Annotated in this window: 12 protein-coding genes; 7 read left to right on the forward strand and 5 right to left on the reverse strand. The window is 65.9% G+C overall.

Annotation, left to right across the window (positions count from 1 at the left end; all coding sequences use genetic code 11):
* Positions 1–4: 4 nt before the first annotated feature.
* The 3 genes from QRN07_RS14560 to QRN07_RS14570 form a co-directional block, all read right to left on the reverse strand.
* The gene (locus QRN07_RS14560) at positions 5–349 is read right to left on the reverse strand and encodes an iron chaperone (RefSeq protein ID WP_050683898.1); all 345 of its coding nucleotides are present in this window, start codon (positions 347–349) and stop codon (positions 5–7) included.
* Between the two features lie 3 nt (positions 350–352).
* Positions 353–823 (reverse strand): SRPBCC family protein, encoded by a 471-nt coding sequence (locus QRN07_RS14565; protein WP_285241401.1) that lies wholly within the window; start codon positions 821–823, stop codon positions 353–355.
* 61 nt (positions 824–884) lie between these two features.
* Positions 885–1799: a 2-hydroxyacid dehydrogenase gene (locus QRN07_RS14570; RefSeq protein ID WP_285241402.1), complete on the reverse strand. Its 915-nt coding sequence runs from the start codon at positions 1797–1799 to the stop codon at positions 885–887.
* Positions 1800–2069: 270 nt separating this feature from the next.
* Here QRN07_RS14570 and QRN07_RS14575 point away from each other — a divergent pair, with 270 nt between their 5' ends.
* Together QRN07_RS14575 and QRN07_RS14580 are read left to right on the forward strand one after the other, a co-directional pair.
* Positions 2070–3326, forward strand: a complete 1257-nt coding sequence (locus tag QRN07_RS14575) for an MFS transporter (RefSeq protein WP_050683901.1) — start codon at positions 2070–2072, stop codon at positions 3324–3326.
* Between the two features lie 148 nt (positions 3327–3474).
* Positions 3475–4887, forward strand: coding sequence for a phosphomannomutase/phosphoglucomutase (locus QRN07_RS14580; protein WP_502934794.1), 1413 nt, complete (start codon positions 3475–3477; stop codon positions 4885–4887).
* Positions 4888–4992: 105 nt separating this feature from the next.
* Here QRN07_RS14580 and QRN07_RS14585 read toward each other — a convergent pair whose 3' ends face one another.
* Complete coding sequence (locus tag QRN07_RS14585) at positions 4993–5775, reverse strand: DeoR/GlpR family DNA-binding transcription regulator (protein ID WP_285241404.1); 783 nt, start codon at positions 5773–5775, stop codon at positions 4993–4995.
* 73 nt (positions 5776–5848) lie between these two features.
* A complete protein-coding gene (locus QRN07_RS14590) occupies positions 5849–6991 on the reverse strand; it encodes a Gfo/Idh/MocA family protein (protein WP_285241405.1) in 1143 nt (380 codons plus the stop codon).
* Positions 6992–7107: 116 nt separating this feature from the next.
* On the opposite strand from QRN07_RS14590, the gene QRN07_RS14595 reads away from it, so the two are divergent.
* From QRN07_RS14595 to QRN07_RS14615, 5 genes are all read left to right on the forward strand, one after another.
* Positions 7108–8043: a PfkB family carbohydrate kinase gene (locus QRN07_RS14595; RefSeq protein WP_285241406.1), complete on the forward strand. Its 936-nt coding sequence runs from the start codon at positions 7108–7110 to the stop codon at positions 8041–8043.
* 16 nt (positions 8044–8059) lie between these two features.
* Positions 8060–8944 (forward strand): aldolase, encoded by an 885-nt coding sequence (locus QRN07_RS14600; RefSeq protein WP_285241407.1) that lies wholly within the window; start codon positions 8060–8062, stop codon positions 8942–8944.
* Between the two features lie 89 nt (positions 8945–9033).
* On the forward strand, positions 9034–10320 hold the full coding sequence (locus QRN07_RS14605; protein ID WP_285241408.1) for an ABC transporter substrate-binding protein: 1287 nt from the start codon (positions 9034–9036) through the stop codon (positions 10318–10320).
* Positions 10317–11276: a carbohydrate ABC transporter permease gene (locus tag QRN07_RS14610; protein ID WP_285241409.1), complete on the forward strand. Its 960-nt coding sequence runs from the start codon at positions 10317–10319 to the stop codon at positions 11274–11276. The genes QRN07_RS14605 and QRN07_RS14610 overlap by 4 nt, the downstream gene beginning before the upstream one ends.
* A gap of 4 nt (positions 11277–11280) precedes the next feature.
* On the forward strand, positions 11281–12096 hold the full coding sequence (locus QRN07_RS14615; RefSeq protein ID WP_285241410.1) for a carbohydrate ABC transporter permease: 816 nt from the start codon (positions 11281–11283) through the stop codon (positions 12094–12096).

The raw sequence follows: 12096 nt of genomic DNA on the forward strand, positions 1-12096 counted from the left end.
CGGCTCAGCCCCTGATTTCCGCCATCCGGAGCCGGACAATCTCAGCCACCACGCTGTCCGGAACGGGATGTTCGGGTGAGAAACGGATGGTCCCCCTGGACAGCGAAAACCCTTCCAGCGTTCCGGCAACGGCAGCCACTACGGAACCCGAGAACGGGTAAATAGACAGATGCCTGGCTGCTGCCACCACGGCGATGAGGGGCTTACCGTCCAGTTTCAGTGCCGGCATGCCGTAGCTGACCCCTTCGCTTGCCTCCGGTGCCAGGTCATAGGCGATCCGGATTACCCGCTCAAGGCAACCGCGGCCCGGCTCCGGCATCGCTGCCAACGCCTCGGCCACGGTCCCCACAAGTCAGCCCTTTTTCCTGGCCGCCACGGTGCCGGCCAGCGATGCAAGGCCGCGCTCGAAGTCCGAGCCCACCATCTTGTCCATGTTCACGAAGAACGCGAAGATTTTGGCAGCTCCCTTGTTCTCGCCGGTCATCCGCCACTTGACTTCGGTGCCGCCGGGAACGGAGGTGAACGTGAAGGTGGTGGGGTTCAGGGCCTTGAACGGCTTGGTGAACTGCAGCCGGACCTTGACGGTACTGTCCGGCACGGACTCCACGATCTCCATGGTGCCGCTGCCGGCCTTGCGGTTGCCGCTCCACTCATAACCGGCACCCACACCGGTGTCGGGTCCGAAATACCGCCGGTCCATGCCGGGGTCCACGCTCTCCCAGGGCGACCAGGCGGTCCACTCTCGGAAGCTGTTGACCAGCGGAAATATCTCATTGGCGCTGGCAGGAATGACCGCACTGCGGCGGACTTCATAGGTAGACATAAGGCAAGCATAGGAGCCGGTCCCGCTCTTGGGTAGGTGCGTGCAGGACGCTTCCCGGCCGTCAGCCGAGGACGATATTCACCGGCTCTTTTCCGTCCTTCAGCAGGTCGATCTGCTGCCGGATCAGCCGGACCATCCGAGGAAACATGGCCGTGCTGGCGCCACCCACGTGTGGTGTGATCAGCACGCCGGGGGTGGTCCACAGCGGGTGGTCCGCAGGCAGCGGTTCGGGATCCGTGACGTCGAGCGCCGCCCGGAGCCGGCCGGACTGCGTTTCGGCCAGCAGCGCCGCCGTGTCAGCCACCGGTCCGCGGGCCACATTCACCAGCAGGGCACCGTCCGGCATGGCCGCCAGGAACCTTGCATCCACCAGGTGCCGGGTCGCATCGCTGAGCGGAACGCTGACCACCACAATCTCGTGCAGCGGCAGTTGCCGGTACAGGGAGTCGATGCCGTGGATTTTCCCGGCAGTTTCGTCCCGCTCACGGCTGGCCAGGCGGGTAACCTCTGCTTCAAACGGCAGTAGCCGGTCCTCGATGGCCTTGCCCACTCCCCCGTAGCCCACCAGCAGCACGCGGCGGTCCGCGAGGCTGGGCCGCATGGAGCTGTCCCACGTGCCCGACGCCTGGTTCCGGGCGAAATCGGGAATCCCCCGCTGGCTGGCGATCATCATTCCCAAGGCGAGTTCCGCCGTCGACGTCTCGTGGACGCTGGCTGCGTTGGCGAAACGGCAACCGTCGGGCAGGACGGAAGCGACGCCGTCGTACCCGATGGACTGGCTCTGCACCAGCCGCACGTCGACGCCGTTGAGCGCAGCGAGCCCGGCAGGCTTGCCCATGTACGGCGGCACCAGAAGGTCCAGGCGTCCCTCAGGCGCGGTCCCCGAGAGGTCCCACTGGATGAATTCGACGCCGTCAACCGGCTCAAGTGCCGCAAGGAGGCGCTCGTCGGGCAGGCTCACCCGCAGCGCCGTCACGCAGCCACCGTCCCATGCCCGATTGCCGCCATATCCACTGCGCGCATGGCGCCTCCCTGGTCCTGTTGCCCCGGCCCGGGCGACCGGAGCTTCCTCCCCTCCAACGTACCGGCAGGGCGGCCACATACGCCGCTTGGGTCCGTATGACGGCGCGTAACGCCGCCCGGCGTCATACGCCCATCGGCGCCGGGAATCCTGTAAATTTAAGGGAGGAATTGACCGGCCAGGGAGCCGTCTTCCACCTCTCCCCCTGAATGGATCCCCCCTCCCATGTCGTCCGCGATTTCCGCGCCGGAAAATACCCGTTTCCCGTACGCCCCGTTGCTGGTGCTGGCCACCATCGCCTTCACCGCCATCACCACCGAACTCCTGCCGTCCGGCCTGTTGCCCCAGATCAGTGCGGGCCTGGACGTGTCCGAGCCGGTGGCCGGCTATCTTGCCGCCGCCTACGCCGCGGTGATTGTGGTGACGGTGGTGCCGGCGGCCCGGCTGCTGGCCCGGATTCCCCGGCATACGCTGCTGGTGGCGCTGGTGCTGACGTTCGCGCTGAGCAACGCGATGGTGGCCCTGGCTCCGGACTTCACCGCAGCCATGGTGGCGCGGCTGATCGGCGGACTGGCGCACGGGCTGCTGTGGACCACCATGGCGCCGTTTGTCACCCGCGTAGTGCCGGCGGACAAAGTGGGCAAGGCCCTGGCCATCGTGTTCAGCGGCAACAGCCTGGGCCTGGCCATTGGCGCGCCCGTGGGCACGGCGCTGGGCACGCTGGTGGGCTGGCGGTCGGCGTTCCTGGTTCTGGCCGGATTCGGCCTGCTCCTGACGGTGCTGGCGTTTTTCCTGCTGCCGCGGGTCCAGCGCATCCCGGATGCCGTCCGGCCTTCCCTCCGCAAGGCCATCGCCCAGCCCGGAGTGAAAGCCATTGCCATCGCCTGGCCGCTGCTGGTCCTGGCGCACTTCGCGCTGTTCACCTACATTGCCCCGTTCATCCGCGCGGCCGGTTTCCCCGACTACGCCATCAGCCTGTCCCTGACCGTCCTGGGGCTCGCCGGCCTGCTGGGCATCTGGATCGCTGGCCTCACCGTTGATTCACGGCCGCGCCGTTCGTTACTGATCACGACGGCGGCCATCGCCGTCTCGATGGCTTTCCTGCCGCTGGCGGTGGGCAACTTTGTGGTGGCCCTGATCCTCATGACCGTCTGGGGTGCCGGTATCGGTGCGATCGGGATCTACAACCAGTCCGCCATCCTGCGCGCCGGCGGCGAATACCAGGAGGCCGCCAACGGGCTCACCGTCCTGACCATCCAGCTGGGCATCACCATCGGTGCCCTGTACGGGTCGGCAGCGCTGGTGGCGGGCGGGCCGCTGCTGGTCCCGGTCGCCGCCGCCCTGCCGGTTGTGGTGGCGCTGGCCATCGCGTTCGGCGGGAAACGGCACGCGTACCCGGCCGGGCCGCGGGAGCGATTGTGGCTGGATCCGCGGCCGGTCCAGGGCAGCGCCCGCGACGAGACGCAGGCACCTACCTCCTAGCTGCGGTTTGGTGCCCGCGTTTATTGACCGCTCCGAGCTTGCCCATTCGGGACCCATGAGGAGTTGCTGAGCCAACTATGCCGACCTATCGGGACTCGACGACCCGCCCTGCTAAGCTGGTGTTGAAATTCCAACACTTGTTGTCTGTATTACTACTTCAGAGGGGCCCACCATGGACCTGAAACCGTCTTTTAAGGCCTATGACGTGCGGGGGATCGTTGATGTCTCCATTAGCGCCCGGAGTGCCCAGGCGATTGGGGCCGCATTCGTCGATGTTTTGGGCCTCGCCGGCCAGACGATAGTCTGCGGCGGGGACATGAGGCCGTCCTCGCCCGCATTCAGCTTGGCCTTTGCCTCAGGTGCCGCCCGTCGAGGCGCCGATGTGCACAACCTCGGATTGATCTCCACAGACGAGCTCTACTACGCCTGCGGCGCCTCGGACATGGCGGGCGCAATCTTTACGGCCAGCCACAACCCTGCGCGATACAACGGGATCAAGATGGCCCGGGCGGGCGCGGTGCCCGTCTCGTCCGAAACCGGGTTGAACGCCATCCGCGACCTGGCCCAGCAGTACCTCGACGGCGGGATCCCCGCAGCCGCGGCCGAAGGCACCGTCTCCACGGTGGACGTCCTCGCCGGGTACGCCCAAAAGCTCCGCTCGCTGGTGCCACTGGATGCCGTCCGGCCGCTGAAGGTGGTGGTGGATGCCGGAAACGGCATGGCTGGCCTGACAGTTCCCGCGGTCCTGGAGGACCGGTTCCACCCGGCCCTGCCACTAACAGTTGTGCCGCTGTATTTCGAGCTGGACGGCACGTTCCCGAACCACCCCGCCAACCCGCTGGAGCCCGAGAACCTCCGCGACCTGCAGGCCGCCGTCGTCGCCCACGGCGCCGACCTGGGACTGGCCTTCGACGGCGACGCCGACCGGTGCTTTGTGGTGGACGAGAACGGACGGCCTGTGACGCCGTCGGCCGTGACTGCGCTGATCGCCGTCCGGGAGATTCGCCGCGCCCAGGCCGCGGGCGAAGCCGAACCGGTGATCATCCACAACCTGATCACGTCGCGGGCGGTTCCGGAAACCGTTGCCGCCGCTGGCGGACGCCCGGTACGGACCAGGGTGGGGCATTCCTTCATCAAGGCGCGGATGGCTGAGGAGGGCGCCGTATTTGGCGGCGAACATTCGGCCCACTATTACTTCCGCGATTTCTACAACGCGGACACGGGCATGCTTGCCGCCATGCACGTCCTGGCCGCCCTCGGCGGGCAGGAACGTCCGCTGTCCGAGCTGGCCCGCGAATTCGACCCGTACGCGGCCAGCGGTGAGATCAACTCGTCCGCGGAAGGCATCGCAGGCAAGCTTGCGGACGTGCGGGCCAGCTATGCGAGCGGCGCCTTGATCGACGAACTCGACGGGCTCAGCGTCAGCAGCGAAGCCGGCGACTGGTGGTTCAACCTGCGGGCCTCCAACACGGAGGAACTGCTGCGGCTCAACGTCGAAGCGGCCGACACCGCCACCATGGTGCAGGTCCGCGACGCCGTCCTGCAGCAGATCCGGGCCTAACGGCCAAGAACCACGTTCACCGGTTCCCCGCCCGCCAGCAGCAGCACAATTGCTGTTTGACCAGCCGCACCATCCGCGGGAGCATTGCCACCCGCAGCGGCGCGCTCACGCGGCCACCACGATCTTGACGTTGGCGGCCCGCAGCGCCGCCTCGATCTCCAGCGGCGGCGGTGCGTCCGTGACCAGCACGTCCGCCGCGTCGAAAGCGGCGAGCCGCGCCAGCGCGTACCGCAGCATCTTCTGGTGTGTGGCAACCACCACCACCTGTTCCGCGGCATTCATCAGCGCAACCTTCGTGGCGCGTTCCACGTCCCGTTCAATGTAGAAGGCCTCGTCGTGGAGCCCGCTGACCCCGATGAACGCCGTTTTGGCGCGGAGGCCGGCGGCGGCGCTTACCGTCATGGGGCCGTTGAACGCCTGGCTGTCCAGGAGCAGCTCACCACCCAGGCAAATGGTCCGCGCCGCAGTCAGCTGAAGGCATCGCTGGATGGCCGGCGCGGAGTGGGTGATGAGTGTACCCGCGAACGACGGCGGCAGCTCCAGCGCGATCTGGTACGTGGTGGTTCCGGCGTCCAGGATGATGGCGTCCCGCTCGCCTACCATCGACACACAGGCCCGGGCCACGCGCTGCTTGGCGTCAGCGTCCTCCCGGACCCGGGCCGCGAAGTCGGCGTTCTGCCCGCTGGCGTTGACGGCACTCACGCCGCCGTGGACCACCCGCGCCAGCCCCCGCTGGGACAGCACCCGAGTGTCCCGGCGCACCGTCATGTCCGAAACGGCGAACGCTTCAGCGAGGTCCATCGTGGAAATGAAGCCCCGCTGCTCGAGCTGGTCCAGCATGGTGCGCTGGCGGGGCGTCAACGGCGCCTCTTTAGGTGAGCTGCTCATATCCCCTTCTCCTGCTTCCCTTAACCGGGCGAACCTGGCCTGGCAGTGTGTTGCAATTCCAACACCAATCTACTCAGTGCCTGAGCCCGGCACCGGCATTCGACAGCTCCACGGGGCGTCCTTCGATGATGGAACGCTCGGCCGCGAGGCCCATCCGCACCGACTGCAGGCCATCGGCAACCGTGACTTCCACCGGCCCTTCACCCAGGATGGCCTTCCGGTAGCCAAGGTGCTCATAGTATGTGGAGCCGTGGTGGGCGCCGGCGGCGAGGACAGCCTCGTCCACCGGAACCTCGTGCATTTCCGGACCCAACGGCGAGCGCGGGCTGAATTCCACGGTCGCCTCGGCCTCGTCGCCCTCGATCCAGTGGTTTGCCGCCACCGGGATGAGGGTCTCGATCTTGGCGGCGTCGCCGACAATGGAGATCCGCTCCTGGAACTTGGCGCCTTCGGCGAACATGGACAGCTCCAGCATGGCCCGGCGGCCGCCCTTGAAGTCCACAATCACGTAGGCGTTGTCGATCATGTCCGACACCCTGCCGTTGTACACCTCGTCCATGTGGTTGACGTCGTGGCCGCCGCTGGCGTAGACGCGGACGGGTTCGTCCTGCAGGATCAGCCGCATCAAGTCGAAGAAGTGGCAGCACTTCTCCACCAGTGTCCCGCCGGTCCGTTCCGCGAAGCGGTTCCAGGAGTCCACCTTGTGCAGGAACGGAAAGCGGTGCTCCACGATGGAGAGCATGTAGACGTTGCCGAGCTTGCCGCCATGGGCGGCCTGGATGATCTCCTGGACCGGTGGCATGTAGCGGTACTCCATCGCAACCCATACCGGCGCGGTGTAGTCCGCCGCCAGCGCTTCGAGTTCATCGGCCTGTTCCGCCGAGGTGCATACGGGCTTTTCCACCAGCACGGGCAGGTTGGTGCCGCTGGCGAAGATGTCCTTGAGGATGGCCAGGTGCGTGTCGTTGGGGCTGGCGATCACCAGCGCATCCACCAGGCCGGAGGCGAGCAGGTCCTGGTGGCGGGCGAAGGTCTGTACCCCGTAACCGATTTCCGAGACGGTCTCCACCAGTGAGGACGGCTGGGGATCGGACACTGCGGTGATCTGGCTTCCCGGGATCAGGGCAAGGTTCCGGACGTGTTCGCGGGCCATGTGGCCGGCACCGATCAGGCCGTAACGAATGGTCCGGACCGATTCCGCAGAAGGCAATGACATGAGCTGCTCCGTTTCTCTACGTTGAGTATGGGACCGCGGCGTTGCATCCCAAACAGAACTATACAGAAAGTGTTGTTATTCCAACATAGCGTGTGTATATTTCTTCAGTACAAGCCGTGACTACAACGAGGTGGAACGTGTACCAACCTTCAACAGGAACCCTGCTCTTCGTAGGCTGCGCCACTCTTGACTCCATTGCACTCGTGCAGGACTACCCTGCCGCAGACAGCCGCACCGTCGCCACAGACTTCACGACGGCGGGAGGCAGCCCGGCGGCCACAGCCGCCGTCGCTGCTGCGAGGGCAGGCGCACACACCGCCTTCGCCGGAGTCCTCGGCACTGACGAGGAAGGCGACCGCATCATCAGCGGGCTGCAGGCCGAAGGTGTGGACACCTCAGCCGTGGTCCGCGATCCCGGCGTCAAAACCGGTGCCAGTGTCATCGTGGTCAGCAAGGCCACCGAAAGCCGCGCCATCGTCACCCGGCCGGTGCCGCCGGTCAGCTTCCCGGCCGAGGGGCGCTTCCGCGAACTGCTGGACACCGCCGCGTGGGTCCATGTGGACCACCTGGGCTGGAATGCGGTGGCCAGCCTTCCCGGGCTCAAACCCGACAGCCTGAACCTCAGCGTGGACGCCGGCAACCCCATCCCCTCCTTCAGCCCGCGCAGTGTGGCCCTCTATGTCCCCACCGTCGAACGGCTCCGCGCAGACTACGGCGACCACCACAATGCCGAGGCCCTTCTCCAGAAAGCCATCGACGCCGGCGCCTCCGCCGTCGTCGCGACAGACGGCGCCGAGGGCGCATGGGTGAAATCCGGAGACAAGCCCGCGGTCCACGTTCCGGCCACGCCGGCCACCATCCTGTCCACCCTCGGCGCCGGCGACGTTTACCACGGCGCCCTCCTCGCCGCCGTGGCCGCCGGGTTGCCGCTGGTGGACGCCGCAGCTTTCGCCGGCCGTACCGCCTCCGCCTCCTGCGAAGGACTGGATGGCCGTTCCAAAATTCCACGCCAGAGCATTACTTCCGCCCTAGCCACCAACCACACCGTCTAGCTGAAAGAAGCACCCTATGACCTCCACCGATCTCTCACCCCTGCAGCGTCCCTCGGGCGCCTTCGCGATGCTCGCCGTCGACCAGCGCGAGGCGATGCGCAACATGATTGCGGAACACCAGGAAACTCCCGTCACGGACCAGGACCTCCAGGACTTCAAGCTCCAGGCCGCCAAGATCCTCACCCCCTTCGCCTCCGGTGTCCTCATCGACCGGCAGTTCGCGCTGGATGCGGCCATCGAGCAGAACGTGGTGGACCCCGGCTGCGGACTCATCGCCTCCGCCGACCACTTTGAATCCGCGCACGGCGAACTGGTGGGCGAAGTGACCATCGACCGGCTGGTGGACGCGCACAAATACGCTGCCCTCGGCGCCAAGGCCCTCAAGCTGCTGGTGCTGTACCGCCCGGACGAGCCCGCCGACGGCCGCGTGGCCATGGTCCGCGAATTCGTGGAAATCTGCCGGTCCGCCGGGCTCATCAGCATCATCGAACCCGTCTCCCGCAAGCCACTCTCCGGCGACGACTTCGACTGGAACGCCGGGATCCTGGCCGCCGCACAGGAACTCGGGAGCCTGGGCGCCGACCTCTACAAGGCCGAAGTCCCCTTCAAGGGCCAGGCCCCCGAAGCCGACGTCCGTGCCGCCTGCGCAGAACTGACCAACGCGATTGACGGCCCGTGGGTGGTCCTGTCCTCGGGCGTCCCGGAGGACGTTTTCCCCGACGCTGTCAGGTGGGCCTGCCTCGAAGGCGCCAGCGGCTTCCTCTCCGGACGCGCCGTCTGGGCATCCTGCATCGGTGCCCCCGACGTCGTCGAATCCCTCTCCACGGACGCCGTCCGGCGGCTGCAGCGCCTCTGCGCCGTGGTGGACGACGTCGTCTCGTCACAAAAGACCAGTGCATGAGCAGTCCGGACGCGCCAAGCGCTTCCCGGTGACAGCCATTCCGCAGGCAACAAGCAAGGCACAGCAAAACACTCAACGAGGAGAATATTGTGAGTCAGATTTCACGCAGGCAGGCCATCGCGATTCTCGGAGCCCTGGGCTTCGGCGCAACCGCGGCAGCATGCGCCGGACCGGGCGGCACCACGGCGCCCGGCGGTGCCACCGGTCCGGCCGCACCCGTCACCGGCAACGTCACCGGAAGGGTCTCATTCGCCCACTGGCGCGGTGAGGACAAAGCGGTGTTCGACGAACTCGTGAAGCGGTTCGCGGCACTGCACGACGGCGTGGACGTCGTCCAGGACATCTCCACCTCCAACGACTACAACGCCCAGGGCCTGCAGAAGGTCCGCGGCGCTGCCATCGGCGACGCTTTCGCCACCTTCCGCGGCGCCCAGTTCAAGAACTTCACCGAGGCGGGGATCTACACCGAACTCAAAAGCAGCAAGGCCGCAGCCAATTACCAGCCGGGCCTGCTGACCGCAGGACAATCCGGTGGGAACCAACTGGGCCTGCCGTACCAGGTGGTGTTCCCCATGCCCATGGCCAACGCTGACCTGTTCGATAAGGCCGGCGCGGAAATCGCCCCCAAGGACTGGGACGGTTTCCTGGCCATGTGCGAGAAACTCGCTGCCTCCGGCGTTATTCCGATCTCCTGGCCGGGCGGTGACGTCGGAAACGGTGGCCAGCTGTTCAATTGCATGATCGCCAACAACGCCCCCGTCGACGACATGTGCGCCCAGATCGAACAGGGCAAGCTCAAGTGCACCGACGACTGGTTCCTGAAAATGCTGGGCCAGTACAAGGAACTGGTCCCGTACCTGCAGCCGAACGCCACCGGCACCGCCGTGGAGCCGGCGCAGAACCTCTTCTCGCAGGGCAAGGCGGCCATGCTGGCCACCGGCTCGTACCACCTCGCTGCCGTCCGCGGCCTGGGCGCGACGTTCCCGATCGAGCTGGTGTTCCCCAACACCTCCGATGGCAGCGGCAAGTTCGAGGGCGCCTATAACGCCACGTTCATCCTGGGCGTCAACTCGGCGAGCAAGAACCAGGCCGCCGCCGCGGCGTGGATCGACTTCCTCTCCGAGCCGGAAAACGCCGGTTATTACGCGAACAAGACGGCCCAGCACGTGGCAGTCAAGGACGTGGAATACACCAACCCGGACCTCAAGCGCCTGAGCCCCTGGCTGGACAAGAAGACGGCACTGGCCGCCCGGTTCCAGTTCCAGAACCTGGACGTCCGCAACGCGGTGGAAGCCAGCGCGACGGCTGTCATCTCCGGCACCAGCCCCGAGCAGGCAGCAGAAGCCGCCCAGAAGATTGTTGACGAACGGCTATGAGCATCCATCCCGGAACGGCTGCGAAACGGAAGGCGCCGGATAGCCAGCCCCAAAACGGCGCGTCGAAGAAACGCCGTTCCCCCACCCGGGTAAATCCGGCGCTGTACCTCTTCCCGCTTCCCGCCGTCGCCATCATCGCGTTCTTCCTGGTGATGCCCACGCTGCAGGCCTTCCAGTACGCCATCACGGACTGGAACGGCTTCTCGGCGGCGTTCAACTACGTGGGCCTGGACAACTTCGTCAAGGCCTTTACCAAGGACTCGCTCTTTACCAACGCGCTGACCAACAACCTGAAGTTTGTGTTGCTGGTGGTGATCGCGCAGACGGCGTTTTCCCTGGTGCTGGCACTGCTCCTGACCAAGAACTCCCGCGGCAGCATCCTGCTCCGGGCCCTGTTCTTCTTCCCCACCATCCTGTCCTCGGTCTCCGTGGCCTTCATCTGGAAGTTCATCTACGACCCCAACTTCGGCCTGGCCAACGCGGTCCTGGGCGGGGTGGGCCTCGAAGCCCTGCAGGGTTCCTACCTGGGCAACAACGCCCAGGCCCTGTACTGGGTGGCAGTGACGCAGGTCTGGTTCCACTCGGGACAGATGATGGTGGTCTACATCGCGGGCCTGCAGGCCATCCCGCGGGAACTGTATGAAGCCGCGGAGATGGACGGCGCCAGCCGATGGCAGCAGTTCAAATCCATTACCTGGCCCTTTGTGGCCCCGGCAACCTCCATCGTCGTCGCCTACACCACCGTTCAATCTTTCAAGGCCTTCGACCTGATCCTGGGCATCGCGGGGAACCCGCCCAAGCAGTCCCTGGATATCCTCTCCACCCGTATCTACAGCACCTTTGCCAACTCGGAATTCGGCTACGCCGCCGCCCAATCGATCATCTTTATGGCGATGATCGCCCTGGTCACCTGGCTCCAGCGCCGGTTGCTCCGGCTGACCCCGAAGGGGGAATGACAGCATGCTCGCTTCACTAAGCCGCCGCGCAATTCTTGGAATCTACGCGGTCATCATCATCATTCCGCTGACCGTGGTGGGGTTCGGCAGCTTCAAGTCCACGCAGGAACTCTTCGCCGGACCGTTCAGCCTGCCGGAGTCCCTTTCCCCGGCCAATTACGCCGAAGTTATCGGCGGCCAGGACCTCGGCTCGTCCTTCATGAACAGCGTGATTGTCACCGCCATCTCCGTGCCGCTCACCCTGTTCCTGGCCAGCCTCGCAGGGTACGCCATCTCCCGGCTCAAGGGCTTCATGGCGTGGGCCATCTTCGGCTTCCTGGTCCTGGGCATGGCCATCCCTGCGCAGGCCAACATGGTGCCGCTTTACGTCCTGTTCGGCCGGCTAGGCCTGCTGGACAGCCTCGCAGGCCTGGTACTGGCCAACGTAGTGTCCACCCTGCCCATCGCAGTCTTTATCCTCGGCGGGTTCATGCGGACTTTGCCCAAGGAATTGTACGAGGCATCCTCCATTGACGGGACCGGCCCATGGCGCACGTACGTGTCCATCGCCCTCCCCCTATCGGCCCCGTCCGTCGCCGCCGCGGCCATCTTCCTGTTCGTCATCCACTGGAACGAACTGCTCTACCCGCTGCTGTTCATCCAGTCACCGGGCAACCGGACCCTGCCGCTGGCTTTGCTCAGCTTCCAGGGCGAGTTCCAGACCAACTACCCGCTCCTGTTCGCAGGCGTCATTCTGGCCTCCCTGCCCGTGGTGGTGGCGTACGTCTTCCTCCAGCGGTACTTCGTCGCCGGAATCACCGCGGGTGCCAGCAAGGGATGA

This window comes from Pseudarthrobacter sp. MEB009, from assembly GCF_030208875.1.
Lineage (GTDB): Bacteria > Actinomycetota > Actinomycetes > Actinomycetales > Micrococcaceae > Arthrobacter.

Bases quoted from the DNA above. Each gene is read 5' to 3' on its own strand.
- QRN07_RS14585 (WP_285241404.1), bottom strand. From the start codon at position 5,775: ATGAGCAGCTCACCTAAAGAGGCGCCGTTGACGCCCCGCCAGCGCACC.
- QRN07_RS14610 (WP_285241409.1), top strand. From the start codon at position 10,317: ATGAGCATCCATCCCGGAACGGCTGCGAAACGGAAGGCGCCGGATAGC.
- QRN07_RS14590 (WP_285241405.1), bottom strand. From the start codon at position 6,991: ATGTCATTGCCTTCTGCGGAATCGGTCCGGACCATTCGTTACGGCCTG.
- QRN07_RS14600 (WP_285241407.1), top strand. From the start codon at position 8,060: ATGACCTCCACCGATCTCTCACCCCTGCAGCGTCCCTCGGGCGCCTTC.
- QRN07_RS14565 (WP_285241401.1), bottom strand. From the start codon at position 823: ATGTCTACCTATGAAGTCCGCCGCAGTGCGGTCATTCCTGCCAGCGCC.
- QRN07_RS14615 (WP_285241410.1), top strand. From the start codon at position 11,281: ATGCTCGCTTCACTAAGCCGCCGCGCAATTCTTGGAATCTACGCGGTC.
- QRN07_RS14575 (WP_050683901.1), top strand. From the start codon at position 2,070: ATGTCGTCCGCGATTTCCGCGCCGGAAAATACCCGTTTCCCGTACGCC.